At 50.4% G+C, this 25,045-nt stretch carries 25 protein-coding genes; 11 read left to right on the forward strand and 14 right to left on the reverse strand.

The features are described from left to right. Positions 1 to 48: 48 nt before the first annotated feature. Positions 49 to 2,484, reverse strand: coding sequence for a sugar-binding domain-containing protein (locus tag PGR91_RS03100; RefSeq protein WP_118655629.1), 2,436 nt, complete (start codon positions 2,482 to 2,484; stop codon positions 49 to 51). A 240-nt stretch (positions 2,485 to 2,724) separates the two neighbouring features. Further along, a complete protein-coding gene (locus tag PGR91_RS03105; RefSeq protein ID WP_118655631.1) occupies positions 2,725 to 3,957 on the reverse strand; it encodes a YeiH family protein in 1,233 nt (410 codons plus the stop codon). A 728-nt stretch (positions 3,958 to 4,685) separates the two neighbouring features. On the opposite strand from PGR91_RS03105, the gene PGR91_RS03110 reads away from it, so the two are divergent. The 4 genes from PGR91_RS03110 to PGR91_RS03125 all read left to right on the forward strand — a co-directional run bounded on the left by PGR91_RS03110 (position 4,686) and on the right by PGR91_RS03125 (position 7,300). Beyond that, positions 4,686 to 5,282, forward strand: coding sequence for a DNA-3-methyladenine glycosylase I (locus PGR91_RS03110; RefSeq protein WP_101573548.1), 597 nt, complete (start codon positions 4,686 to 4,688; stop codon positions 5,280 to 5,282). A 189-nt stretch (positions 5,283 to 5,471) separates the two neighbouring features. Next, a complete protein-coding gene (locus PGR91_RS03115) occupies positions 5,472 to 5,918 on the forward strand; it encodes a hypothetical protein (protein ID WP_055203593.1) in 447 nt (148 codons plus the stop codon). A 58-nt stretch (positions 5,919 to 5,976) separates the two neighbouring features. Further along, positions 5,977 to 6,852, forward strand: coding sequence for a hypothetical protein (locus PGR91_RS03120; RefSeq protein ID WP_228385730.1), 876 nt, complete (start codon positions 5,977 to 5,979; stop codon positions 6,850 to 6,852). 178 nt (positions 6,853 to 7,030) lie between these two features. Further along, positions 7,031 to 7,300, forward strand: coding sequence for a type B 50S ribosomal protein L31 (locus PGR91_RS03125; RefSeq protein WP_055203156.1), 270 nt, complete (start codon positions 7,031 to 7,033; stop codon positions 7,298 to 7,300). A gap of 151 nt (positions 7,301 to 7,451) precedes the next feature. Here PGR91_RS03125 and PGR91_RS03130 read toward each other — a convergent pair whose 3' ends face one another. Continuing rightward, positions 7,452 to 8,603 (reverse strand): aldose epimerase family protein, encoded by a 1,152-nt coding sequence (locus PGR91_RS03130; protein ID WP_118655633.1) that lies wholly within the window; start codon positions 8,601 to 8,603, stop codon positions 7,452 to 7,454. 169 nt (positions 8,604 to 8,772) lie between these two features. Here PGR91_RS03130 and PGR91_RS03135 point away from each other — a divergent pair, with 169 nt between their 5' ends. Beyond that, entirely contained in the window at positions 8,773 to 9,681 is a 909-nt protein-coding gene (locus tag PGR91_RS03135; protein WP_118457914.1) for an EamA family transporter, read from the forward strand. A gap of 66 nt (positions 9,682 to 9,747) precedes the next feature. Here PGR91_RS03135 and typA read toward each other — a convergent pair whose 3' ends face one another. Beyond that, positions 9,748 to 11,547, reverse strand: a complete 1,800-nt coding sequence (gene typA, locus PGR91_RS03140; RefSeq protein ID WP_101573542.1) for a translational GTPase TypA — start codon at positions 11,545 to 11,547, stop codon at positions 9,748 to 9,750. Positions 11,548 to 11,662: 115 nt separating this feature from the next. Here typA and aroB point away from each other — a divergent pair, with 115 nt between their 5' ends. After that, a complete protein-coding gene (aroB, locus tag PGR91_RS03145) occupies positions 11,663 to 12,706 on the forward strand; it encodes a 3-dehydroquinate synthase (RefSeq protein ID WP_055203149.1) in 1,044 nt (347 codons plus the stop codon). Between the two features lie 89 nt (positions 12,707 to 12,795). Here aroB and PGR91_RS03150 read toward each other — a convergent pair whose 3' ends face one another. Continuing rightward, positions 12,796 to 13,890 (reverse strand): LptF/LptG family permease, encoded by a 1,095-nt coding sequence (locus PGR91_RS03150; RefSeq protein ID WP_118655635.1) that lies wholly within the window; start codon positions 13,888 to 13,890, stop codon positions 12,796 to 12,798. Positions 13,891 to 13,980: 90 nt separating this feature from the next. Next, a complete protein-coding gene (tgt, locus tag PGR91_RS03155; RefSeq protein ID WP_118655637.1) occupies positions 13,981 to 15,111 on the reverse strand; it encodes a tRNA guanosine(34) transglycosylase Tgt in 1,131 nt (376 codons plus the stop codon). A gap of 181 nt (positions 15,112 to 15,292) precedes the next feature. Here tgt and PGR91_RS03160 point away from each other — a divergent pair, with 181 nt between their 5' ends. After that, positions 15,293 to 16,471, forward strand: a complete 1,179-nt coding sequence (locus PGR91_RS03160) for a glycosyltransferase (RefSeq protein ID WP_118655639.1) — start codon at positions 15,293 to 15,295, stop codon at positions 16,469 to 16,471. Further along, complete coding sequence (locus PGR91_RS03165; protein WP_055203143.1) at positions 16,462 to 17,040, forward strand: RNA polymerase sigma factor; 579 nt, start codon at positions 16,462 to 16,464, stop codon at positions 17,038 to 17,040. The genes PGR91_RS03160 and PGR91_RS03165 overlap by 10 nt, the downstream gene beginning before the upstream one ends. A gap of 46 nt (positions 17,041 to 17,086) precedes the next feature. On the opposite strand, the gene PGR91_RS03170 is transcribed toward PGR91_RS03165, so the two are convergent. The 7 genes from PGR91_RS03170 to PGR91_RS03200 form a co-directional block, all read right to left on the reverse strand. Beyond that, entirely contained in the window at positions 17,087 to 17,758 is a 672-nt protein-coding gene (locus PGR91_RS03170; protein ID WP_125147127.1) for a hypothetical protein, read from the reverse strand. Positions 17,759 to 17,787: 29 nt separating this feature from the next. Continuing rightward, positions 17,788 to 18,102 carry an NVEALA domain-containing protein gene (locus PGR91_RS03175; protein WP_147387357.1) on the reverse strand — a complete coding sequence of 105 codons (315 nt, stop codon included), beginning with the start codon at positions 18,100 to 18,102 and terminating at the stop codon, positions 17,788 to 17,790. 47 nt (positions 18,103 to 18,149) lie between these two features. Further along, on the reverse strand, positions 18,150 to 19,322 hold the full coding sequence (locus tag PGR91_RS03180; RefSeq protein WP_055203139.1) for a 6-bladed beta-propeller: 1,173 nt from the start codon (positions 19,320 to 19,322) through the stop codon (positions 18,150 to 18,152). A gap of 69 nt (positions 19,323 to 19,391) precedes the next feature. Continuing rightward, positions 19,392 to 19,700 carry a hypothetical protein gene (locus PGR91_RS03185; protein WP_147387358.1) on the reverse strand — a complete coding sequence of 103 codons (309 nt, stop codon included), beginning with the start codon at positions 19,698 to 19,700 and terminating at the stop codon, positions 19,392 to 19,394. 408 nt (positions 19,701 to 20,108) lie between these two features. Next, a complete protein-coding gene (locus PGR91_RS03190; protein WP_118655641.1) occupies positions 20,109 to 21,440 on the reverse strand; it encodes a site-specific integrase in 1,332 nt (443 codons plus the stop codon). A 24-nt stretch (positions 21,441 to 21,464) separates the two neighbouring features. Next, a complete protein-coding gene (locus PGR91_RS03195; RefSeq protein WP_172970719.1) occupies positions 21,465 to 21,968 on the reverse strand; it encodes an aspartyl protease family protein in 504 nt (167 codons plus the stop codon). Position 21,969: 1 nt separating this feature from the next. Further along, on the reverse strand, positions 21,970 to 22,215 hold the full coding sequence (locus PGR91_RS03200) for a DUF5678 domain-containing protein (protein WP_118655645.1): 246 nt from the start codon (positions 22,213 to 22,215) through the stop codon (positions 21,970 to 21,972). Between the two features lie 233 nt (positions 22,216 to 22,448). Between PGR91_RS03200 and PGR91_RS03205 the strand changes: the two genes are divergently transcribed. Genes PGR91_RS03205 through PGR91_RS03215 form a run of 3 tightly spaced genes read left to right on the forward strand, consistent with a single transcriptional unit; the run spans position 22,449 to position 23,566 of the window. Continuing rightward, entirely contained in the window at positions 22,449 to 22,691 is a 243-nt protein-coding gene (locus tag PGR91_RS03205; protein ID WP_118655647.1) for a hypothetical protein, read from the forward strand. 4 nt (positions 22,692 to 22,695) lie between these two features. Next, positions 22,696 to 23,133 (forward strand): Panacea domain-containing protein, encoded by a 438-nt coding sequence (locus tag PGR91_RS03210; protein ID WP_118655649.1) that lies wholly within the window; start codon positions 22,696 to 22,698, stop codon positions 23,131 to 23,133. Between the two features lies 1 nt (position 23,134). Then, positions 23,135 to 23,566, forward strand: coding sequence for a hypothetical protein (locus tag PGR91_RS03215; protein ID WP_220452152.1), 432 nt, complete (start codon positions 23,135 to 23,137; stop codon positions 23,564 to 23,566). Between the two features lie 53 nt (positions 23,567 to 23,619). Here PGR91_RS03215 and PGR91_RS03220 read toward each other — a convergent pair whose 3' ends face one another. Beyond that, the gene (locus tag PGR91_RS03220; protein ID WP_118655651.1) at positions 23,620 to 25,044 is read right to left on the reverse strand and encodes a phage portal protein; all 1,425 of its coding nucleotides are present in this window, start codon (positions 25,042 to 25,044) and stop codon (positions 23,620 to 23,622) included. Between the last annotated feature and the right edge of the window lies 1 nt (position 25,045).

A 25,045-nucleotide genomic window follows, 5' to 3' on the forward strand; every position in this document is an offset into this window, starting at 1 on the left:
TCTTTTACTCGAAAGAACATTTGCCGGGAGAATGTTCGTCCGGCAGATTTAGATCTCGGCTTCGGCTGAAATCAGTCCCGGGGAATCGAAGGTCGCTTTCACGGTGGCGGAATCCGGTTTTAAGTAGACGACCATGCGGCCGCCCGAGCAGCGTCCCCGTTCTGCGGACGCGTATTTGAGGCCCTGCGGGTCGTATTGATTGCCGTTATCGAATCCGAGCAGGCGTTCGGACGGGATGTTTCCAGGGGTAATCTCCGCCTCGGAATCGGGGATACGGATTCCTTCCTTGTCGACGACGCAGAGTTCTACTCGGATAACGTCGTCGTAGCGGAAAATGCGCGATACTTTGACCGCATATGGCTTCCCGGCCGTGAGGAGCCGGTGTTCGGCAACCTTTTTCCCTTGCCTGTAACCGGTTGCCGAAATCGTGCCGGCTTTGAAGGGGACATTCCACAAAGCGTAATAGTCGTTCCGCCCGACCGGCTTCCGGCCCAGGCTGCGCCGGCCGATCCGGAGCTCGACTTCGTCGCAGTTCGAGTAGGCGTAAACTTCCAGGGTGTCCTGATCCCGCCCCTGCCAGTTCCAGTGGTCGGCTACGTTGCGCGGACTCCAATCGAAATCGCGGTCGGGGCCCTGGCGGACGCCGATATGGACGACGGGTTCGTCCGACCAGTAGCTTTTGCGCAGGTAGTATTCCGGTTTCGGGAAGCCGGCGATATCGAGCATTCCTTCGTCCCAGCCGCGGTAATCCGGCCACACGATTTCGCCGAGGTAGTCGTAGCCCACCCAGACGAATTCGCCGATCGCGCTGGCGTTGTCGCGTATCGATACGTGGTTGCGGGTTTTATGATAAGTCTCCGTGCCGAGCAGGATGCGGTTCGGGTAACGGGCGTGTTCGGCGGCGTACAGGCTGTCCGGATGGATGCGGTCGATGTAGTTGTAACCCGCGATGTCGAACTGATCCATAAAGCCGTAAATATTGGCTCCGACGAAGAAGTCGCAGGCGGCGGTTACCGGCCGCGTGGGGTCTTCCTCACGGGTGATGGCTTTCAGCTTTTGTGCGATTTCGATTCCCTGGATGCGCTGGTTCGGAATTTCGTTGCCGAGCACGTACAGCGCGACGCACGGGTGGTTCCGGTCGCGGCGGATCATTCGACGCAGGTCGGTTTCGCCCCACTGATCGAAATAGAGGTGGTAGGTATAGGGCATTTTTCCGTACGAACTTTCCGAATAGCCCCATTCCTGCCCGCGGTTCCATTCGTCGAAAATTTCGTTCGACACGTAAAAACCGAGCGAGTCGCACAGATCGTAGAATTCGGGCGCGAACGGGTAATGGCTGAGCCGAACAGCATTACAGCCCATCGCTTTCAGCGTTTCGAGTCTTTCCTGCCATACCCCGAGCGGTACGGCGCTGCCGAAACAACCTACGTTCTGGTGCAAGCATACCCCCTGTAGTTTGACCTGCCGGCCGTTGACTTCCATACCCCGTTCGGGCGAAAAACGAATCGTACGCACTCCGACCGGATAGCTTACCCGGTCGGCCTCGCGGCCGTCGTAGGAGATCGTACCGACCAGTTTATAAAGGTAAGGGGTCTGGTCCGACCACAGATGCGGGCGGTCGATTTCGATTTGTTGCCTTAGATCGGCTTCGCTGTAATCCCCGATCCGATGTTTGGTCGAGACCCGTTTTATTTCCTGGCCGTCTGCGTCGTAAAGGATCGAAGTGAGCGTGCATTCCTTCTGCACCCGGTTGTTGGCGTCGGTTTTCGGCGCGGCGTCGGCGTTGCCGTCGCGCAGCCAGACGTACAGCGACTTATTGTCGGTCCAGGTAAACCGCGTCTCAGGGTAGTTGTGGTTGATGACGTGGTAGTTGATTTCGATTCGGGCCCGTTCCGCCGAAACTTCCGGAGTCGTGATGAAAACGCCTCCGTCGGTAAAGTGCATCTGCGACGTGACGATCAGGTGAACGTTCCGGTAGATGCCCGATCCGGTGTACCAGCGCGACCCGGGTTGCAACGAATTGTCGACGCGGACGGCGAGCACGTTCAGCGTATCGCGGCGGACGAAAGGGGTGATGTCGTATTCGAACGAATTGTACCCGTTCGGGTATTCGCCGACCATGCGGCCGTTGATCCATACCTGGGATTTCATGTAGACGCCGTCGAAACGGACGAAAACGCGGTTTCCTTCGGAACCGGCGGGGGCTTCGAAGGAATGCCTGTACCAGCCGGTTCCGCACGGCATGAAGCCGCCTTGCGGCCCGCTCGGATTCCGTTTGTCGTAAGCGCCTGCGATGCTCCAGTCGTGCGGCAGGTCGAGCCGTTGCCAACCGCTGTCGTCGAAGGCCGGTTCGCCGTACGTCCGGTCGTCGTCCAGCGTAAAACGCCAGTTACGGTTGATATCGATGATTTCACGGGCTTCTGCGGGAAACGCCGCAGGCAGCGCGGCGGCCAGCAGCAGGATTGATCGGTAAATTCGTTTCATCGTGTCGGTTTTGGGTTGTTTAAAATCGATGCAAGTTAACGATTCGAAGATAAATTACCAAAGCCGATGCTTCACCGGGATTTGCAAAAGGAGGATCCGCGCCGAAATTTTACGGCTGGACGGATCGCGCCCGTCGGGTCTGACACGGCACAAAATGAATCGTACGAAACCGACGGTTCACCGAATGATTCTGGAGAACCGTCGTTACAAAGGGTTGCAGCATAATCGTTGTGTCGGCGATCAGCCGGCCCACAACCCGAACAGCAGGTAAGCCATTACCAGCGTGACCACGATATTGAATCCCTGGGCGACGAAGAAGGTGGCGATGTTGCTTTTGTTTTCTTTTTTGAAGATGAACCGGAAATCGGTCTCAAGCCCGATGCACACGAAAGCCAGCGAGAACATGACCTCGCGCAGTCCTTTGGCCAATCCCCCGAGCGCTTTGGCCTCCTGCAGCGGCATACAGAAACTGAAGACCAGCGAAGCGATTACGAAACCCACGACAAACTTGGGAAACCGATCCCAGATCACTTTCGCGGTGGGGCGTTCGGTGCGATTGGTTCCGCGCAGCGACCAGTAGATCGAGATGGCGAATGCGGCGATTCCCAGCAGTACGTTTTGGGACGATTTGATGATGACGCTGTACGTCTCGGCCGTTTCTCCCAGGAATTTGCCGGCGGCGACTACGGCTCCCGTCGTGTCGATGGTACCCCCGAGCCATGCTCCCGCCACTTCCGGCGTAAGTCCCATCCATTTTGCCAGAAGCGGCATCAGGGACATCATCGGGATGGCCACGACCAGGACGATGGAAACCACGAAAGACAGCTTTTTGCTGTCGCCTTTGATGGCTCCGCAGGTCGCTATCGCCGCCGATACGCCGCAGATCGATACGGCGCTCGCCAGCATAATGCCCATTTCGCTGTCCAGTTTTAGCTTTCTGGCGAGCCAGAAAGTGAAATACCAGACGGTAAAGACGACGACGACGGCCTGGAGCATACCTAAAGCTCCGGCTTTCAGAATTTCTCCGAACAGAACGGACGTGCCGAGCAGGATCAGGCCGATTTTAATGTAGTATTCGCTTCTGACGGCCGGGGAAAGCCATTTGGGTAATCCGACGGTATTGCGGATCAGTAGTCCCAGAATCACCGAGAAAAAGACGGATTCGAGTCCCGCCGTTTTGATGGGCGGAAGCATCGAAACGTATTGACAAAGGGCCGAGAGGACGAATATGGCGGCGAAAGAGGGGATGAAACCCCGCAGCCGGTCGCCCATCAGTTTGATACCGAGCGCGGAAAACAGGGCTGCGATTAAGAACATGCCGGCGACCGATAGCCAGGAACCGGCGGTAGACAATGTTTTGGGAAATGCGGGAATCCAGCCGGGCACTGTTATTACGGCGACCACCAGCAACAGGCCCATGATCGTTGCCATCCAGTCTTCGTTGCGAAAACTACCCCAGAAATTTCGTTTCATAAAGTTCGGTTTGCGATTCCGGGCAAAGATACGCCGATGCGCCGGTAAGTTCAATAGGTGCAAATACTTATTCCGTATTGCGCGGTTTTGCGCACGGGCGGGTGTGCGTGACGCCGGATTCCGGCCGAAACGTTCCGACCGGTCGCGGACGGAGCGTGTGCCGCACGCAATCTTTGGAAAGCCGATACTGTGATGGATTTTCGCCTGTCTTCTCATCATGTTTCTATAAAAACGTCCGACTTGTTTTCAGATCGGACGAATACTTTGCTTGCTTCGCGGGTTGGTGTTCCAGTTACCCGCCAGACAGTATATGTATCGCGGCTTCCTCTCAGTCCGTGCGTATCGGTAAACCGTAAAAAATGCCGTATTTGCACCACATATTCCCGGCGGGTCTAACTGTCAAATACCTGCCCTACAATGGAATCCAGCCGATTCGACGGCAATAATTCCAAAAGATTCATAACTCTATTACTTAAGTATACGAAACGGCAAATAAAAACGGAAACGGTCTTGCGACACCCGATATCGGAACGCTGGCAACGAGTGTATATCGGATGACTCAAAAGGCCGGAAGCATCCCGGAGCTGGGTTTTGCAGGGGGACGATCACCCTCCGAAGCCGGGCGATCGGAAGGAAAATTCGTTGTTTGTAAATTAACAGAATCGTCCGTTGAAATTTGGCACGACGCTGCGAATCCGCTATCTTCGCCGTATTCAAACATTGTGATTATGCAAGACATCATAAACGGACGCTGCGGCTGGTGCGGAACCGACGAGCTGTATGTGAAATACCATGATCGGGAGTGGGGAAAATTGGTGACCGACGACAAGACGCTGTTCGAGTTTCTCGTGCTGGAGAGCGCCCAAGCCGGATTGAGCTGGATAACTATTCTCAGGAAGCGCGAGGGGTATCGCAAAGCCTTTTGCGATTTCGATGCCGAGCGGGTGGCGCAAATGACCGATGAAGACGTCGAACGGCTGATGCGATTCGACGGCATTGTGAGAAACCGTCTGAAAATCAAAGCGGCGATCACCAATGCAAGGCTGCTGCTCGCCATACAAAAGGAGTTCGGCAGTTTTTACGAATACACCCTGTCGTTCTTCCCCGACAGAAAACCGATTGTCAACACCTTCCGGTCGTTGAGCGAGATTCCGGCATCTTCTCCCGAATCCGACGCCATGAGCAAGGACATGAAAAAACGAGGATTCAAATTCTTCGGGACTACGATTTGTTACGCCCACTTGCAGGCTTCGGGGTTTATCAACGATCACCTGGAGGACTGCATTTGCCGAAAAGATCCGAAATTTCGGCACGTAACCGTATAACCGCATGAAAAACAAGCCGGGCGGGAAACAGGGCGCGCGGATTTCCCGGGTCTCCATGCTCCTCCCGGAAGCGGAAGACGGAAGCAATCCGCACGATCCCGTCCCTCGCGACCTCCTTTTTATCCCTTCCGGGAGATTATATGACTAAAATTATTAATTTTGCCGGTACTAACCGTTCATCTGTGTTTTATGAAAAAGATAGCTGTTCTGCTAACGATCTTGTCGCTGACCGCCGTCACGGGGCTCAGCGCCCAGAACTATAACTGGGCAATCGGCGTCCGCGGCGGCGTAACCGCCTCCGGCATCACCGTACGGCACAATTTCGACCCGGTCAACTCGATCGAAGGCATGCTCGACTTCGCACAGGGATTCAACGTGTACGCCCTCTACGAACGGAACGTGCCGGTAATCGCCAGCGGATTCAACTTCTATTACGGCGCCGGCGTCAACATCGGGTCGTGGGACCATCACGAAGGCAAATTCACGTTCGGGATCAACGGGATCGTCGGACTCGAATACAAAGTCGCTTCGATTCCTCTGGCATTCTCTTTGGATTATAAACCGAACCTGAACGTGATCGGAAAAACCGGATTCCACGCCGCCGATTTCGGGTTGGGCATCAAAGTCACCTTCTGATCGGGCCGTAACGCCCGGATACGACATCAAAACCAATAAACCTTAATCCATCAGGGTAATGAAAAAAATTTTATATCTCTTCGCGCTGTTGCTGCTCGCGTCCTGCACGGGCGGACAAAAAACCGAGCGACTGACCAGCCAAAACGATTCGCTGGCCGTAGTCGTCGCCCAGAAAGATTCCGTACTCAACGAAGTTTTCTCGTCGCTGAGCATCGTTACCGAGAATCTGAACGCAATCAAATCCCGGGAAAACATCATCAACGAAAATATCGACAAAGGCGAAATCCCGAAGGGAACCACCACGCAGATCAACGAGGACATCGAAGCGATCAACCAACTGCTGATCGCCAACCGGCAGACGATCGCCCGGTTGCAACAGTCGGCCGACCAGCTTAAAAAAGCGAACGTCAAAATCGGCAGTTTCGAGAAGTTGATCGCGCAGCTGAACGCCCAGATCGAATCGAAAGACCAGGAAATCAAAATTCTGAAACAAAATCTCGAAAACATGCACGTCCAGGTCGCCGAACTGACCGAGCAGGTTTCGGGACTCAATACGCAGGTCAGCGGACTGACCGCTGAAAAGACCTCGCTCGAAGGGGAGGTAAAAACCCAGAACAACATCCTGAATACCGGATATTACATCGTGGGATCGGAAAAGGAACTGCTCTCGAAAGAGATCGTCTACAAGAGCGGATTCATCGGCAGAACACTGAAGATCAACGAAAACAGAAGCCTTGACAGCTTCACCCAGGTCGATATCCGGAATTTCGACGACGTGAAAATCGGACACAAGAAAGCGACGCTCGTCAGTTCGCATCCGGCCGGGTCGTACGAATTCGTGATGAACGACAGCGGCGTGTTCGAATCGCTGGTCATCAAGGACAAAAGCAAATTCTGGGAGTATTCCAAAGTACTGGTCATCAGCTATAAGTAGTTGATCGCAACGGCGATGCTTTCGAATGCGCCGTCTTCGGAAGCGATTTCGGAAACGGCGGTCGGTTTTTCGGGGAAAAACGGATGCATTGTTTTGGAAAACCGGATTGATTTACTAACTTTGCATCCTCAATCGTAGAAATTTACTGATTTTTAACTATTTTTAAACAAAAAACATCATGAAAAAGGGGATTCATCCTGAGAATTATCGTTTGGTGGCATTCAAGGATATGTCGAATGATCATGTGTTTTTGTGCAGGTCCGCCGTTCAGACAAAAGAAACCATCGAAGTGAATGGCGAAACCTATCCCGTGTATAAGATGGAAATTTCCAACACGTCGCACCCGTTCTACACCGGTAAGATGAAGTTGGTTGACACCGCAGGACGCGTCGATAAGTTTATGAGCCGCTATCAAAAACATTACGATAAAAAAGCCGCCAACAAATAGCAGGCGCTTTGATCTCAACAACCGAAACGGGCACTTTTCGAAGCGCCCGTTTTCTTTTGGCGCGATTCGCGTTCCCGAAGTTCCGCGCCCCCGAAGAACAAAAAAGCCGTTCCGGACGATTCCGGAACGACATTGTAATCCGTCGGCGGATCTATTTTTTCACGCTGAAAGCATAGACGCAGGTCTGCGTATAAGTCTCGCCCGGGCGCAACACGGCGGACGGAAAATTCTCGTGATTCGGCGCATCGGGAAAATTCTGGGTCTCGAGGGCTATCCCCGTGCGGAAATTATGCCGGTCGCCTCGTTTGCCGATCTCCGTCCCGTCCATAAAATTCCCGCTGTAAAACTGCAGGCCGGGCTGATCGGTTTCGACCTTCATCACGATCCCCGTTGCGGGTTCGTACACTTCGGCGGCCACGCTCATTTCGTTCCCCTGTTTGTTCAGCACCCAGTTGTGATCGTATCCGCGAGCCAGCTTCATCGGTTCGAAATCGGCGTCGATCCGACTGCCGATCGGCTGCGCCACCCGGAAGTCAAGCGGCGTTCCGGCTACCGAATCGAGCGCGCCGGTCGGAATCAATCCCGCATCGGTCGGCGTAAATCGGTCGGCATGGATCGTTAGCACATGCGAATCGGTACTGGAAGCCGTGTTTCCATGCAGATTGAAATAGTTGTGACTCGTCGGGTTGAGGATCGTCGGCGCATCGGTCATTGCCTGGTATTCGATCTTCAAGGCATTGTTTTTCTGCAACGTATAAGTGACGGCAATCGACAGATTACCCGGATACCCCTCTTCGCCGTCGGGAGACCGGTAGCTCATTTCGACGGCCTGTTCCCCCTGTTCGTTCTCGAACGGCCGCGCGATCCATACCTTGTTCCAGAAACCGTCGGCGCCGCCGTGCAGGTGGTTCTCCCCATCGTTCAGCGTCAACTGGTACGATTTCCCATCCAGGGTAAACCGTCCCTTACCGATCCGGTTGCCGTAACGGCCGACCACCGGGCCGCAAAACCGGTCGGGAGAGTCCAGGTAGTCGTGGATCGACTCGTATCCCCAGACGACGTCCTGGAAATCCCCTTTCGCATCGGGCACCCACAACGATACCACGCGCGCGCCGTAATTGGTGACCTGGACGACCATGCCGCTGTCGTTTCGCAGCGTGTAGAGCGACACGTCCGAGCCGTCCAACACCGTATCGAATGCCGAAACCTGAACCAGCGCCGGAGCCGTCCCGGTATGCTGCCCGCTTGTGCAGGCAAAAAAAGCACCGAACGTCGCAATAAACAAGAACTGGATTTTTTTCATAATTCCTATATTTTATGATTCCTTCGATCCGAAAACCTTTATACAAAGGTAAAAAAACCTGGAAAAAAGCAATTCGCGCCGAAAGCTTTTATATCCCGAATCTCCGTTTCGCACCCGTTTTCGAACGGAATAGCTATCTTTGCCGCATAAAAATTCAAACGAAACGGTTATGTGGCTGACACTGGCATTTTTTTCATCGCTTTTTCTCGGTCTCGACGAGGTGGCGAAGAAAAGCGCGCTGAAAGACAACGCCGTTATTCCGGTGCTGGCGCTCAGCATTCTGCTGAGCGCCGCCCTGTTCCTGCCGTTGCAATTGGTGAGCGTTTTCTCACCGGATACGCTGTTGGACACCGCCTTCTACATTCCCCCCGTATCCGCCGACGCGCACTGGGGGATTCTGCTGAAAGCGGCAATCGTACTCGGATCGTGGATATTCGGTTTCTTTGCGACCAAGCACCTGCCGCTGACGATCTCGTCGTCGGTCAAGGCGAGCCGCCCGGTTTTCGTCGTACTCGGGGCGATCCTGATTTTCGGCGAGCGGCTCAATTTCAGCCAGTGGGCCGGCGTGATCGTCGTGCTGACGGCGCTGGTCGTTCTGTCGAACCTCGACAAACGCGACGGCCGGGACGACCGCGAACCGCCGCGCCGAAAAATGCTGTGGGTCTATTTCCTGATCGCCTCGACGTTGCTGGGCGCGGCGAGTGCGCTGTGGGACAAATTCCTGATCGTCCGTTACGACCGGCTGGCCATACAGGCCTACACCTGTTACTACCAGTCGCTGATGATGATCGTGATCGTGCTGCTGATGTGGTATCCGAAACGAAAACAAACCACGCCGTTGCAGTGGCGGTGGACGATCTTTCTGACCGGATTCCTGCTGACCGTATCGGATTTTTTGTACTTCTATGCGTTGAGCGATCCCGAGGCGCTGTTGTCGGTACTCTCGCCGATCCGCCGGTCGGGCGTCGTATTCACGTTCGTCGTCGGAGCGATCCTGTTCCACGAACGGCAGATCAAGGTGAAAGCGGCGATTCTCGCCGTCGTACTGGCTGGCACCATGCTGCTCTATTTCGGATAAACCTTTCCCGAAAATACGAAAAGGCGGATCGTCGATCCGCCTTTTCGTTATCTTGTTTTCGACCGTTTATTTCGCCTGACGTTTGCGTTCGGTCTCGTTCAGGACAATCTTGCGCAGCCGGATCGACTTCGGCGTCACTTCGACATATTCGTCTTCTTTGATGTATTCGAGCGCTTCCTCCAGCGAGAAGATCACCGGCGGCGCGATCGACACCTTGTCGTCCGAACCGCTGGCGCGCATATTGGTCAGTTTTTTCGACTTGGTCAGGTTGATTACGATATCTTCCTGACGCGTGCTTTCGCCCACTACCTGTCCGGCGTAAATCTCGTCCTGCGGCGATACGAAAAACGTGCCGCGATCCTGTAGCTTGTTGATCGCATAGGCATAAGCCGTACCGGTCTCCATCGCGATCAGCGAACCGTTTTGGCGCATCTCCATATCCCCTTTATACGGTTCGAACCCTTTCAGCCGATGCGACATGACGGCTTCGCCGGCCGTAGCGGTCAGCAGGTTGCTGCGCAGCCCGATGATTCCGCGCGACGGAATTTCGAATACGATCCGCTGGCGGTCGTAAATCGAAGTCATGTCGAGCAGCGTCCCTTTGCGTTTGGTTACCAGCTCGATCGCCTTGCCCGAATACGCTTCCGGAATGTCGATCGTCAGTTCTTCGACCGGTTCGCACTTTTTCCCGTCGATCTCCTTGATAATCACTTTCGGCTGACCGACCTGCAATTCGTATCCTTCGCGGCGCATCGTTTCGATCAGCACCGACAGGTGCAGCACGCCGCGCCCGTACACGATAAAACTATCGGACGAAGCGCCCGGCACCACGCGCAACGCCAGGTTCTTTTCGAGTTCGCGGTCGAGACGCTCCTTGATGTGGCGCGACGTCACGTATTTTCCCTCCTTGCCGAAGAACGGCGAGTCGTTGATCGTAAACAACATGCTCATCGTCGGTTCGTCGATTGCGATCGGTTCCAGCGGCTCCGGATTTTCGAAATCGCAGATCGTATCGCCGATCTCGAACCCTTCGATGCCGACCAGCGCGCAAATCTCGCCGCATTCGACCCGCTCGACTTTGGTTTTGCTCAATCCGTCGAATACCATCAGATCCTTGATTCGGGTCTTGACCATCGTTTTACCGTCGCGTTTGGCCAGCGTGATCGGCATCCCCGACTTCAGCGTCCCGCGCGTCAACTTGCCGACGGCGATCCGGCCGACGTAAGGCGAATACTCCAGCGACGTGATCAGTAACTGCGGCGTACCCTCCTTTTGCTGCGGCGCCGGAATGTTGTCGATAATCGCATCGAGCAACGGGGTGATGTCCCCGGTGCGTTCTTTCCATACGTGCGACATCCAACCCTGTTTCGCACTACCGTAGATCGTCACGAAATCGAGCTGATCTTCGGTCGCGTTCAGCGTGAACATCAGGTCGAACACCTGCTCGTACACCTCTTCGGGACGGCAGTTCGGCTTGTCCACCTTATTAACCACGACGATCGGCTTTTTACCGAGCGACAGCGCCTTCTGCAACACGAAGCGCGTCTGCGGCATCGTCCCTTCGAAAGCGTCCACCAGCAGCAGCACGCCGTCGGCCATGTTCAGCACCCGCTCCACCTCGCCGCCGAAATCCGAGTGGCCCGGGGTATCGATAATGTTGATTTTTATTCCCTTATAATTCACCGACACGTTCTTCGACAGGATCGTAATCCCCCGCTCGCGTTCGAGGTCGTTATTATCGAGGATCAGTTCGCCGGTTTTTTCATTGTCACGGAAAAGGTTGCCCTGCAGGATCATTTTATCGACGAGCGTGGTTTTGCCGTGGTCGACGTGGGCAATAATCGCAATATTGCGTAAATTTTGCATAGAATGGATTTTTGTCGGGAGCAAAGGTACGAAATAAAATTTATCTTTGTATTATAATTCCGAGATACGCCGCAGGCGGAAAACGCCGGGGCGGCGCAGGACAAATCCACAGAACATGAAACAAGTGATCGAGGTTAAACGCAGGGAAGGGAAGCCTTCGCAGGTGGTCGTAGGCGACGTGATCAACTCGCTCGACAATTACCTGCCCGAAGGCAAACGGGTTATTATCATCACCGACGGGAATGTACACCGCCGTTACAAGGAGATCATCAACCGGTACGACTATTGTCTGATCGGCCTGGGGGAAACGATTAAGACCATGACGACGGTCAACAAACTCTACGCCGAATTGCTCGAACGGGGAGCCGACCGGACGACGTTCATCGTCGGCATCGGCGGCGGCATCGTTACCGATATCACCGGGTTCGTCGCGTCGACCTACATGCGCGGACTACGGTTCGGATTCGTCGCTACGACGCTGCTGGCCCAGGTGGACGCCAGCGTCGGGGGCAAAAACGGAGTCAACTACGAAGGATACAAAAATATGGTCGGCACGTTCAATCAGCCCGATTTCGTACTGTGCGACCTGTCGATGCTGCAAACGCTGCCCGACCGCGAGTTCCGGGCCGGGCTGGCCGAGATCATCAAAGCGGGCCTGATCGCCGACCGGGGCCTGTTCGAACTGTTCGAAAACCATCCGATCGACGCATTCCGCAACGACCAATCGCTGCTGAACGAAGCTATCACGCGGGCCATCCGCGTCAAAGCCGACGTCGTCGAACGCGACGAACGCGAAAGCGGCGAACGACGCAAGCTGAACCTCGGACATACGTTTGCCCACGCCATCGAAAAGTGCGGCAACGAATTCCTGCACGGCGAAGCGGTCGCGATCGGCACGGTCATGATCGCCCGCCTGTCGGCCCACTTGGGAACCGCGACGCAGGACGAAGCCGACCGCGTGCGGCGGGTATTCGAACGGATGGGCCTGCCGATTCGTACGGAGATCGACTTCAAACGGCTCGTCAAAGCGTTGAAGCACGACAAGAAAAAAGAGGCTGACTCGGTCAGCTTCGTTTTACTGCGCGGCATCGGCGACTGCGAAATCCGCCGGTTCACGTTCGACGAGATCGACCGGCTGCCGGATCCGGCGGCCGAATAATATCGACGAAAAGTCCCGAAACGAAAGCCTCCGGCACAGATATGTGCCGGAGGCTTTCGTTTCTCAATACCCCCGTTCGGGATAGTCCGCTATTTCGGAGCCTTCTTGTAAAGGTAGAATGCGATGAACGAATAGATGATGTTCGGGATCCAGACGGCGATTCCGGGCGGCAGCAATCCGCCCTTAGCAAACTCTTCGCCGAACTTGCTGAACAAGATGAACGAGAACGCCAGCACGATGCCGATGCCGATGTGAAGCCCGGTTCCTCCGCGCACTTTGCGCGACGACAGCGACACGCCGATGATCGTCAGGATAAATGTCGAGGCCGGAAAGGCGAACCGGTTGTGCCGTTCCACCTCGAAGCGGGCAATCATATCCGACCCCTTGGCCCTTTGCTGCTGGATAAAATGGCCGAGCGTTACGATATCCATTGTCTTGACCAGTTCTTCCACACGCCCCAGTTCGCTTGTATTCAGGTTTATAAGCGTATCGAGCGCCTGCGTGTTATTAAAAATCTCCTTGTCGTCCTCAAATTTCCGGTAGACGCTTTTCGGAGCGCTCCAACGCCCCGTTTCGGGATCGAACTTCGCATTCGCAGCCTCGAGCGAAGACACGATCGTCCCGTTCTCGTAAGTTTCGAGCACGAAGAACGCCGCAGTCCGGGTCTGCTCGGTATAGTCTCGGATATAAGCGAACGTGCCCGGCTCGATCTGCCGGTAAATATGCGGATCGTACTTCGCCCCCTTGATATTCTTGATGTAGTTCAATTCGAACTTCAGTCGCTCGCCGTTCGCCGCGGGAATCACCACCAGGTTCAGCACCAGGCTCAGCAGCGTGATCGCCCCGGCGCTGAGGATATAAGGCCACATCAGCCGCCGGAAACTGATCCCGGCCGACAAGATCGCGATGATCTCGGTCTGATAAGCCATTTTCGACGTGAAGAAAATAACCGCGATAAACGTGAACAGCCCACTGAACTGATTGATAAAGAACGGTATGAAATTCAGATAATACTGAAGGACGATTTTCGACAGCGGGGCCTTCAGTTCGATGAAGTCGTCGATCTTTTCGGCCGCGTCGAAGATCACGACCACGACGATGATCAGCGCAATAGCGAAAAAATAGGTCCCCAGGAACTTGCGGATGATGTAACGGTCTATGATTTTGATTCCGGGGAATTTCATATTCGTGATTCGTGCGCTGTTGCTATGCGTTTCAAACTGCGGTCAAAGTTAACGAAAATCCGGTATTTCGGGGCCGGTTCCCGCCTAAATTTACAATCGCTGCGACAGTTTAACGACCATTCCGGGTTTCCACGCCGAAAAAGTTCCGTCGAGGATGCGCCGGCGCGCTTCGTTCACCAGCCACAGGTAGAAGGCGAGGTTGTGCAGGCTCGCGATCTGCGCGGCCAGCATTTCGCCGGCGACGGTCAGGTGGCGCAGGTAAGCCTTCGTGTACGCCGTATCGGCGAAGCAGTTGCCCGCCGGATCGATCGGCGAAAAATCGTCGCGCCACTTCTGGTTGCGGATATTGATGATCCCCTCGCTGGTAAACAGCATCCCGTTGCGTCCGTTGCGCGTCGGCATCACGCAATCGAACATATCCACGCCGCGCTCGATCGCTTCGAGCAGGTTTACCGGCGTTCCGACTCCCATCAGGTAACGCGGCCGGTCGATCGGCAGGATTCCGTTCACCAGTTCGATCATTTCGTACATTACCGGCGCAGGCTCGCCGACGGCCAGTCCCCCGATCGCATACCCGTCGGCGTCGAACTGCTGCACGAATTCGGCGGAACGCGTCCGCAGATCCGGATAGGTACATCCCTGCACGATCGGAAAAAGCGACTGGCGGTAACCGTACTTCGGCCGCGTCGCGGCATACCGCTCGAAACAACGTTCGAGCCACCGGCAGGTCAGATTCAGCGATTTGGCCGCATAATCGTACGGAGCGTCCCCGGGAGGACATTCATCGAACGCCATCATGATATCGGCCCCGATACTCCGCTGCACGTCCATCACGCTCTCCGGCGTAAACAGGTGTTTCGACCCGTCGATGTGCGAACTGAAACGGCACCCTTCCTCGGTGATTTTGCGGCACTCGGCCAGCGAAAAGACCTGAAAACCGCCGCTATCGGTCAGTATCGGCCGCTCCCACCCGCAGAAACGGTGCAGGCCGCCGGCCCGTTCGAGGATTTCGGTGCCCGGCCGCAGGTACAGGTGATAGGTATTCCCCAAAATGATCTGCGCGCCCACCTCCTGCTGCAAGTCGCGGTGGAAAACGCCCTTGACGCTTCCGACCGTTCCTACGGGCATAAAAATCGGCGTTTCGATCGTCCCGTGACCGGTCGTGATTACCCCGGCGCGCGCCGCACTGTGCGGATCGGTATGTGCGAGTTCAAAATTCATGAAGGGCAAAGGTAAATATTTTTTCGCGGATCGGGAAACCGTTTGGGTATTCCCCCAAAATCCCGTACATTTGTAAACCGTTTTCCGGGCCGGCGACGACCGCCGAGTGAAAACCCGTCCGACAAACGACGTTCTGGCAACCGGGACAGAATCAACGAAATACGTTTAAACCGATCGCATCGTGGAATACTTGGATCTCCTGTATAACGACCTGACGGCAAAGGGTATCGTCCATCCTTACTGGGTCGTGGGACTGATAGGGGCCGCGCTCGTTTTTTTCTTCATCCAACTGCATTACTACCTGGGGCGCTACGGCCGGCTGCCGCGGTTCCGCAACAACCGGGGCATCCGTCAGGACATTCCCTCGCCGCCGGTTTCGGTCGTGGTCGTGGTTCGTGGCAACTCCTTCTACTTCATCGAGCATACCTTGCCATTGTTGCTGGGACAGCAATACGACGAATTCGAAGTCGTCCTGGTCGATTGCAGCTACGACGACGAGATCGGGGAGATCTTGCGGGAAAAAAGCCTTGTCGTGCCGAACCTGCACGTAACCTGCATCCGGCAGCAGAGCCATCACGAACACAGCATCAAGCTGGCCCTGACGGTCGGGATCAAAGCGGCGCGTTACGAGCACCTGATATTCACGACGCAGGACAGTTACCCCGTTTCCGAGAAATGGCTGTCGCTGATGGCCAAAGGATTTATTTGCGGGGACGTGGTCATCGGTTACTGCGGCATCGAACCCAAAAAGGGCATGGCCAACCGGTGGATGCGTTGCAGTCGCCTGATGACCTCGGTGCGCTACCTGTCCGCCGCGACGCGGGGGAAAACCTTCCGTGGCACCGAGCACAACATCGGTTACACGAAAAGCCTCTATTTCGACAGCAGGGGGTTCAACCACCTGAATATGAATATCGGCGTCGACGACCTGTTTATCCAGAAAATCGTCCGCGCGGACAACGTCAGCGTCGTAATGAATCCGAATGCGACCGTACGCCAGATCCAGTACGGAGGCCTCGGCTGGTGGTACGGCGTCAACAAATATTTCGGGCACGCTTTTCGTTACTATCCGGCAAAGGCCCGAAGGGCAGTCCGCAACGAACTCTCCAGTCGGTTCCTGTTTTTCGCGACAACGGCGGCAGCGGCGGCGTTGCTGCCTGTCCGATGGATCGCGGTTCCATTGCTGCCCGCTCTGCTGAGGCTGCTGATCGTCGAACTGAAAATGCGCCGGATCGGACGGCGGCTCGGCGAAAAAAAATTTGGGGGAACTTACATCCTGTATGATTTCTGGGCCCCGCTAGGCGGCTTTTTGATGACGTTGAGCCGCCGGATACGGCCTAACAAAGCGATATGGCGATAGAAGATTACATAATTGCCACCGATCAGGAACTGATCGGGCGGGTGCAGGACGGGGATTCGACCGCTTTCGAACACCTGTTCAACCGTTACCGCGACTCGATCTACCAACTCTACATGCAGCGCACCGGGGGTAACGTGGACGACACCAACGACCTACTGCAGGAGACGTTCGTCAAAGTATACCTGAATCTGCAGCGTTACAGCAGCCGTTTCACGTTCGGCCAATGGGTCTATACGATCGCACGGAATACGTTCATCGACTACACGCGGCGCCGGCGCGACGATACGGTGTCGATCGACTATGTCGGCGAAGGGATCGGCGTATCCGGCTCCCTCGGAGGCCCGACCCCCGAGGAGCACCTGATCACGCACCAGAGCCAGGTTCAGTTGGAAGGATTGCTGGCGAAAATGTCGCCGCGCTACCGCGAATTGATCGAACTCCGTTTCTTCCGTGAATTCTCTTACGAAGAGATCGCCGCAAAACTCTCGCTCCCGATGGGAACGGTCAAAACCCAGATACACCGGGCCCGCGAACAGTTGTGCCGATTCATCACCGAAAACAAAGAATAACTTTCGGAGATTCAATAAGCCCCATGATTTTGATTAACGCGGCCTCTCAATCATTATCCGTATTACTAAAAAAACGTTTCACAACGTTCTCGAAATAAAAGTCCGTGATTTGCGGATGTAACTTATCGGGAATGAAGACAGCATGTACCGTACGATCCGGCATCAATAAGCAATAATAAGGAACCCCCTTCCGGTCGACATCGGAAAATTTTTCAACATTGTAGAAAAGAAAACGATCTCTGCCAAAATTGGCAACTGCATCTTTAAATGAATGCATATCAGAATATTCCGAAATAATGACAGGAGTCACTTTATATTTTTCCGCAATTTCCGCAATTTTCCGTAATGCAAAAACCACACAATCCGCGCAGTTCAGTTCACTGTATCTCAATATAAGCACAGGCCCTTTTCCCAGCGCCTGATCCAACGTATACTTTCTCTGATCCGCCGCTACCAATTCTGCATTAAACGCTTTTATGTCTTCATTCAAAAGCAAGCCACTGAAACAACTTTTAAGGTATTTCACTTCCAGAGAAGAAGATCGTGAACCTGCCTCCCGAATAATCGAATCCCTCAATTCGACCGCTGTTTCCGCATCCGAAACGCGTTTAACAAGAATAAGGTTCGTTACAATAAGAAAAACGACGGCTAAACCGGCCGCTATAAGATATATTTTTTTCAAAACAAAAAATTGACGAATGTTCGGTTTCGTATCCAAAGAAAGAATTGTCTTAACCTTAGCTCAATCTAGCAAGGAGAATATGCAGTACAAGATCCATTTCCGGCTACGCACACAACCGAAGTCTTTTGAATCCAGCTGACACAACGATAATGACTAGCTCCTTGCGAATCCGTATAATCGAATTCCCATTTCGTACAACAATCCACAGAGATATAATACGGACTATAACGACCTTCCCCGCCGTCCGATTCTTGATCTGCCAAAGCTTCGACTTCTTTCAAAGACATAAGAACAGATGCTTCTTTCGTATCGACCAACGAATACGCCCCGACAGACATCATAATCGCAGTAACAGCTAATAAAAGATAATTTTTTTTCATAATTTTAATCATTTAAAATTTAATCATATATAACATAATCAAAACCATTAGTCCGTCTTATCCGGATCCTTAAGTTTGTAAAACACCAATACTGGATTACTTTCTTCCTTCAAACCTGCCAACTGAGGATAGTCATCCGCACAATTCGAATATCCCATTAACAGATAATACGCCGGAACGACAGCGACAAACCGGTTATCGCAAATACTTTTACTCTGCAACAGATCCACATCGAACCAACTGATCCTAAACGGATTATTGACTTTGCTGTCCCGCGTCAAAGAATATACTTTTTGTGTCCGTTTGTCGAAAATACGCTCCTTGATCTCCCGGTTCTCCGTGAATATAAACAAAGCGAACGAGTCGTTCTCCAGAAACCTTCCGGAAAAAAAATTATTATGATCTACCAGATCCTCATACTCATCCCGACTTATTCCCGCATCCATATGGGTAACTCCGCCTATGGCCGATATATCCACGTGATAATACGGTTCAAGCGAACCGGTACCGACTTTGTAAACCGTATCGCTGAAAGCCGGCGTTAAAAAAACGTCTCCGTTTATCTTCTTCAATTCAGGACGAAACGGAAAATTCGGATGCTCCCCATACATATTTCGCAGGCCTCCCGTCTCGATCCGGAAATCGCCGTCGGTAAAAATCATAAGATTCCCCTGCATATCCGCTTTTTTAAGCCCCGGATCATCCGCTCCGTAAGTAGTACAAACGACATGATCCTTGTCTATATACTCAAACTCGCTAAACCAGAAACTTACCTCTTTATGTTCCAGGAATCTGCCTTCCAGATCGAAAAACAACACTTTACTCCCCAAATTATCATAGATGGCTATCCGGCTCGAATCCGGAGTCAAAGTCGTGTAAGTCGGTGAAATATACTCTCCCGGCCCCCGGCCCTGCCTGTCGATAACCGCTTTGATTTTTCCGTCATAATCGAATATATAAACGCATTTCGAAAGCCTCTGATCCGACACGACAATCCGCTCCCGCGTAAACAATAAGTTATCCACCGCCCCGATCAGATGTTTTCCATCCGACTCCAACGGCAAAACGCGGATATCCTCGATGAATTTGGCGACCGGAAAAGGTTCCTGCGGTACAATCGTTACCGTTGTCAAATTTTCCCCCGTACCGTTTTCCTTGTCTGACGAATCCCGGCAACAAAGAAAAAAGCAGCAAAAGACAATTACGATCAGTTTCTTCATAATCACAATACAAGACAGAAGCGACTAGACGCTTCTCCGTTTATCACATTTAATCCACTGATAATCAAATTAGCAAGGCCAACTCGGAGTACAGGTAGAGCTACCTCCTGTACAATCATAACCAGACTTCTCCTCCATTCTTTTACATCTTAAATGGTCTACTCCTTGCGCATCCGTATAATCATACTCCCATTCGACACAACATTGCACTTTGATTTCTCTTGGGGCCCTGCCGCCGCTTTCGCCTTCGCTTCTAGCCAATGCCTCAACTTCCGACAATGTCATAAGGCCAACAACATTTTTCGTATCGACTAACGAATACACTCCTACTGCCAGCATTATCGCAGTAGCTGTTAATAAAAGAAAAACTTTTTTCATAGCTATTATAAATGTGAGAATAAAAAATATTTAAAATAAAAAATGTAATAATCATTACTACCACCCACAAAATTCCCTTCCGATTGAATGGCAAAGAATAAATTAAATCGTATAATTATACAAATATAATAACAAAAAAAGAAAAAATACTCTAAAACAAAATTTTACACAAAATAATCGGCTAAAAATATTGTCGAAGAATGGCAAAAGAAATTTCGTACTGTATAAGGGAGTGCGGATATTGTTACGTAAATCGCTATTTGGTCACAAAATAAACGCGTTAACGATAATAATGCTGTATAGTTGTGATGAAAAATACCATCTTGTCACAATAATTTGATACTGCATCCTGGTACTGCATTCTCAATGCCCGTATTCAAAGATAGTTCTTTCTTCGGACAACGTCAACTATTCGATTGATTTTACAAGATCTATTTTTATTTCCTCGTCGATCTCGCGGTACCGGCTGAATGCGCGACTTCCTTCCTTATGCCCGGAAAGAGATCCCACCAGATTGGGGTCTTTTACTTTTTTGTAAAGGTTCCCGATAAACGTGCGCCGGGCCATGTGAGAAGATGCTACATCGCATATCGGTACTTGCTTCTGCTCCTGCGTAACCGTATCCAAAATGGTGACTAATCTATTTATACCGGCGATAGACAGCATTTCTTTAATTGCATCATTGTATTTCTGGGATGATATGTAGGGAAATAGCTTATCCTCATCATTATCATCATACTTATCAAGTATCTCCTTGGCAATAGAATTAAGAGGCACGCGGATCACTTTCGCCCTGTCTTCTATGGTTTTGCGGGGGATGTACTCTATCGCTCCGTTTATCACATTGGATTTAGTTAATGCCATCAGATCGGATATCCTACACCCGATCAAACATTGAAACACGAAAATATCCCGCTGTCGGGCAAGGCTGGGCCTAAATGAAAAATCAAAATGATATAGCGCATTCCGTTCCTCGATAGTCAAATAAAAGGGGGTTCCATATGACGCGTTCTTCATTTCGAAATTCTCATAGGGGTAATTATTTGTGTATCGCTTCGTTTTGCACCAGTGGAAGAATGTACGTAATTTGTTGTGGATCGAAGCAATGGTATTCCTCCCCCTTTGCTTCGGAGTTCTGGTTTCGGGGCAGGCTTCGTATATGTGTTTGTACGCCTGGATGCAGATCACCCCGCCCGATTCGTTGTGCGTAAAAAATGTATGTTCTTTGACCAGAAAATCTTCGAAATCCGAAAGTATTTTAGGCGTTACATCATCTAATGTTAATTTATTCCTGCTGTACAGTTCATACCGTTTTAGGGCCCGGTAAATCACCTTATGATTAGTAATAGTAACATCCGACATTTTGTGCGTCAGCAAGTAATCGTCGAACGCATCGAAGAAGCCAATTTTAGCGTCTTCTTCATCGTCATCATTGTTTTGTTCGCCGTAAAACCTGTACTGAATCTTGGATATAAATTCCTTCGGATCGGGGGCTTTTCTGCAAGTTTTGAACTCTGACAACGTTTCTTTGGCTGCGATCTCCCACTTATCCAAAGTGTCGTTATCCTCGTTGGCTTCGGGATTCGACGTAGTGACCTTTATGCGCTTTTTATTCTGATTCCACATTCTGACAAGACAGGAAACGCCGGTACTTTTCTTGTATTTCTTTCCTTTAAAAGAAACAAGAAGCGCAATCGGTGATCTGTCGCGGGCTTTATTGGTTAGGATGAAGGTTATCATATGTAGAATAAATATATGGGAAAATTAATGCCTTCTCCTACCTTTCTTTGCTTTTATGGATTGCTTAGAATTATTTATTTGTTTTACAAAGTCATATTCGTGTGTGGAAGGAAGTTGGAATGAAAATACAGTACCGTCATTTTTATGTGTGATCGCAAAATCCCCCAGGCTAATGATATCCATTCCTATAAGGACATCAAACCCTTTCAGTATTCCTTCTGATACCCTTAGCGAAGGTATTCCGATATTATTAGGCAACAACAAGTTGACTAAATACATATTAGTTATGGCTTCTCCTTGGGGAGTATACACACGCCCCATACCAATAGGGCTTAAACCCAACTTATCGACGACCACTTTTGTAATCACAGAGTTGGTTGCGCCGGTATCCCATAATGCTTGAAATGTCTTAACCGGGGGATGTTCCCCGCCTCGCACCGGATCATATACCTTACAAATCCCACATCTGGTGATGAGTTTATTTAATCTGATTTTCTCTTCTCGTACTGTAAAAGCAGTCGGATCCATATTAGCGCACAAAAGCCACGCGGGACATGAAATGCTGTGCATACGCTTCATCGCCCGGTGTGCAAAGTTGAATGATAAAATTCCCTAATCCATACTTAGCTTCTGACTCAAAATAAGCTTCTGATTCATTATCATAAACCCCTACGACGGAATTATCCTTTATGACCAGATATTTCCCGTTGTACTTACCTACGAATTCCGTTTGATGGTCAAGGTAATATTGAAATAATGCTTTTAAGTCAGCCATAAAACCGTCATTATTATGATTGCAAAATAAAATTAATTTTTCTCTTTGTGCAAATTTTCACTATCAAATTTAACGCCTGATATAGTCTTTGGGGATACCATATTTATGGATTTCAGGGGTTCCCCTATTTTATATAATAACTATGCAAAAAGATCGTTTTATATTTGAAGTAAAAAATTTGTTTATTAACTTTGTGATAATTAAAATTTACAAACAGCAAACAGCATTACACAATGGCTAAAATTGTTTGGTCTTGGGTGTTAGAGAGCTATATTAACATTATAATTGTGCTGGTTTGCGCCGTTATTGTCTGGATATTGCGTGGTAGGTTTGAGAAGCTCAATAATCGGCTGAAGAAATGCGAGAATCACGCTACGGATATTGCAGAAATCAAAAATGAGGTTGGCAGATTGCGTGCTGATTTTAATAGTATGCGAATGGATATCGAAAGCATAAAAGAATATTTTAAACTATAATACTATGTCGTACCCCGTTTTAGATATTGCTAATAAGATTTTAGCAAGAGGATCTTCTGATGACAGTGGGGAATTAATTTCCAACTTAAAACTGCAAAAGCTGTTGTATTACATGCAAGGATTCCATTTAGCCTATTTTAATGAGCCGTTATTTGAAGAAGATATTGAAGCATGGATGTACGGGCCGGTAGTCCCTTCCATGTATGAGCGATTCCAAGATAATGGGAATAAGGGAATCTCATATAGTGGAAACGTACTTGCATTGACACCTGAAGAAGAAAAACTTTTTAATGAAGTATATAAAGTTTATGGAGTTTATTCAGCTATTGGTCTAATGAATCTAACCCATAACGAAATGCCCTGGAAGTCGACGAATATCGGGAAGGGCAATGTTATTGAAAAAAATAAGATGCGAACATTTTTCAAGAAGCGCCTGAAGTAAAATGTCTAAAAAGAAAAAAAGCAATAGCAACAACAAATCCTTAATCAAGGAGAATAGTACTCCCAAAACAATTGCCATTCAGAAAATAATCGAAGATGACTATCCCTTGTTTTGTTTTAGATACTTATCCGACAAATCTATTAAAAGTTGTAACAAAGCAGATTTTTTTATTGACTTTTTAATCAGATTGCATAAGCTGTCTGAGTTAGGATGGGAAGAAATCAGAAAATCTGGGAGGCATGGTTTCGGCATGGAACCATTACATAAAAGTAAAATAATACCAAAATTACCCGAATGTGTTACTCCCGATGTAACAAATGTACATGTATTGCGATCTTCCGGTAGCAACTTGCCATTAGTAGGGCTTCAAGTTGGCTGTGTCTTCCGTGTGTTTTTCATAGAAACAAAGTTCGGTGATATATACGAACATTAATACATTTAACAGCCCAGGGATTCTGGACTGTTATCCATTTACAATATGTACAACTACTTTTCTGTCTCAGATACAGTAATATTTTCCTGAATAGAACTGGATGTACTTCGTTCTAATTTTATCCTTTGTATCTCATTTTCCCGATCTGGAGCGAGTCCAAGTTTTTGTATCGCGGTTTCAAGAGATATAACGCCATCCCGATAAAGACTGCCTATCGCGCTCCATTGCTGTTGTACATCTTCGTTAAAAGGTTCCGCAAATTCGTGAGTAATCTGCATTTTCAAAAGAGAGTCTCTTAGATGGACGTGAGTTACATTAGCCATTATAGCAATGATAAGATTCTTTTCTCGGTCAACAAGTTCGTCATATATCTCCATGCGATTCTGTCGCTTCATATAGCCCAGAATCATTGCCCTTTTCAAAGCATCACCGGAGAGAGTCCCTAATCCCAGCATACTTTCATAGTCGAACTTTGGAGTCATAGTATCCTGATGAATCGATTCCTTTAAAACCTTCTTTTCTCCCTCTTTCATATCAGAGGCCGTCGGAGGTGTAACGTATTCGAAAACACTGTTTTCACCGTCGCATTGGAGCACTTTCCCGACCATTTCAGGATCCACCAATGAATCATATATGTCTGCTGATATTTTCACAATCGGATCAGCAAAATAATTATTGACATCAGCAGCCTTTGAGTCAATCATTTCGTCCCGATTGATACGTAATTCCGCACCATCCCACTCCTTCTCTTGTCGATAATAAATGACATTGATTTTACCAGAAGGGTTCGGTGTAGTCTCAATATCCCAATTCAAAGAACGGAAAGATCGTTTGCATTTGATTATATTGGCAGAAGTCTGGATGTCGAAATGCTCTATCGTAACCCCATTCTCCCTGAGATAGTAGCCGTATCCAAAGGCTATCAGATTGTGGTATTGGTCGAACATGGGACGTAAAGTATGCCCTAATGATCTTGCCAATAAAACCACCTTCACTTCCGGCGCAAATGTCTCTTCATTGCGATAAATATGATACAGTTTGGCGCATTCCGTTTCTGCACCGGCAATCCTTTTGGCTTGACGCATGGTGGTATTGAACCGGGTCGATGCTAAAAATTTGTTGTAGGCGGTAAATGCGTCTTCATATCGATTCACATCCTCCTTGCTCCATTTGATCGGATTTGCCAAAAGGAAATATAGCGCGACTTCATTGATATGCCGCTGCCAGGCCCGTGGCAATTTCTCAACTTTATACGGCTCCCGGTTCTTCCTTATCTTATTTTTCCGAAACATGACTTCGTGCGTTTCGGGATTGTATTCCATAATAGCCTGATCGACCTCATTGTCCCTATTCTGGAATAAGGTCATCGCCTTAGACACATCCCCATCACGAATAAGTTCATCAAGCGTCCTTTTGACTCCGATGGCATTCAGGCTGATATTCTTAATTGTTTTCCAAAGATTCCCAAAGTATTCCATA

The sequence above is a fragment of the Candidatus Alistipes pullistercoris genome, from assembly GCF_027665465.1.
GTDB lineage: Bacteria > Bacteroidota > Bacteroidia > Bacteroidales > Rikenellaceae > Alistipes_A > Alistipes_A hominis.

Coding starts and splice junctions, on each gene's coding strand:
- PGR91_RS03215 (WP_220452152.1), top strand. CDS start 23,135: ATGTCTAAAAAGAAAAAAAGCAATAGCAACAACAAATCCTTAATCAAG.
- PGR91_RS03185 (WP_147387358.1), bottom strand. CDS start 19,700: ATGAAAAAAGTTTTTCTTTTATTAACAGCTACTGCGATAATGCTGGCA.
- PGR91_RS03100 (WP_118655629.1), bottom strand. CDS start 2,484: ATGAAACGAATTTACCGATCAATCCTGCTGCTGGCCGCCGCGCTGCCT.
- PGR91_RS03105 (WP_118655631.1), bottom strand. CDS start 3,957: ATGAAACGAAATTTCTGGGGTAGTTTTCGCAACGAAGACTGGATGGCA.
- PGR91_RS03190 (WP_118655641.1), bottom strand. CDS start 21,440: ATGATAACCTTCATCCTAACCAATAAAGCCCGCGACAGATCACCGATT.
- PGR91_RS03135 (WP_118457914.1), top strand. CDS start 8,773: ATGTGGCTGACACTGGCATTTTTTTCATCGCTTTTTCTCGGTCTCGAC.
- PGR91_RS03180 (WP_055203139.1), bottom strand. CDS start 19,322: ATGAAGAAACTGATCGTAATTGTCTTTTGCTGCTTTTTTCTTTGTTGC.
- PGR91_RS03195 (WP_172970719.1), bottom strand. CDS start 21,968: ATGGATCCGACTGCTTTTACAGTACGAGAAGAGAAAATCAGATTAAAT.
- PGR91_RS03220 (WP_118655651.1), bottom strand. CDS start 25,044: ATGGAATACTTTGGGAATCTTTGGAAAACAATTAAGAATATCAGCCTG.
- PGR91_RS03165 (WP_055203143.1), top strand. CDS start 16,462: ATGGCGATAGAAGATTACATAATTGCCACCGATCAGGAACTGATCGGG.
- PGR91_RS03115 (WP_055203593.1), top strand. CDS start 5,472: ATGAAAAAGATAGCTGTTCTGCTAACGATCTTGTCGCTGACCGCCGTC.
- PGR91_RS03175 (WP_147387357.1), bottom strand. CDS start 18,102: ATGAAAAAAAATTATCTTTTATTAGCTGTTACTGCGATTATGATGTCT.
- PGR91_RS03125 (WP_055203156.1), top strand. CDS start 7,031: ATGAAAAAGGGGATTCATCCTGAGAATTATCGTTTGGTGGCATTCAAG.
- typA (WP_101573542.1), bottom strand. CDS start 11,547: ATGCAAAATTTACGCAATATTGCGATTATTGCCCACGTCGACCACGGC.
- PGR91_RS03210 (WP_118655649.1), top strand. CDS start 22,696: ATGTCGTACCCCGTTTTAGATATTGCTAATAAGATTTTAGCAAGAGGA.
- PGR91_RS03110 (WP_101573548.1), top strand. CDS start 4,686: ATGCAAGACATCATAAACGGACGCTGCGGCTGGTGCGGAACCGACGAG.
- tgt (WP_118655637.1), bottom strand. CDS start 15,111: ATGAATTTTGAACTCGCACATACCGATCCGCACAGTGCGGCGCGCGCC.
- PGR91_RS03150 (WP_118655635.1), bottom strand. CDS start 13,890: ATGAAATTCCCCGGAATCAAAATCATAGACCGTTACATCATCCGCAAG.
- PGR91_RS03120 (WP_228385730.1), top strand. CDS start 5,977: ATGAAAAAAATTTTATATCTCTTCGCGCTGTTGCTGCTCGCGTCCTGC.
- aroB (WP_055203149.1), top strand. CDS start 11,663: ATGAAACAAGTGATCGAGGTTAAACGCAGGGAAGGGAAGCCTTCGCAG.
- PGR91_RS03200 (WP_118655645.1), bottom strand. CDS start 22,215: ATGGCTGACTTAAAAGCATTATTTCAATATTACCTTGACCATCAAACG.
- PGR91_RS03205 (WP_118655647.1), top strand. CDS start 22,449: ATGGCTAAAATTGTTTGGTCTTGGGTGTTAGAGAGCTATATTAACATT.
- PGR91_RS03130 (WP_118655633.1), bottom strand. CDS start 8,603: ATGAAAAAAATCCAGTTCTTGTTTATTGCGACGTTCGGTGCTTTTTTT.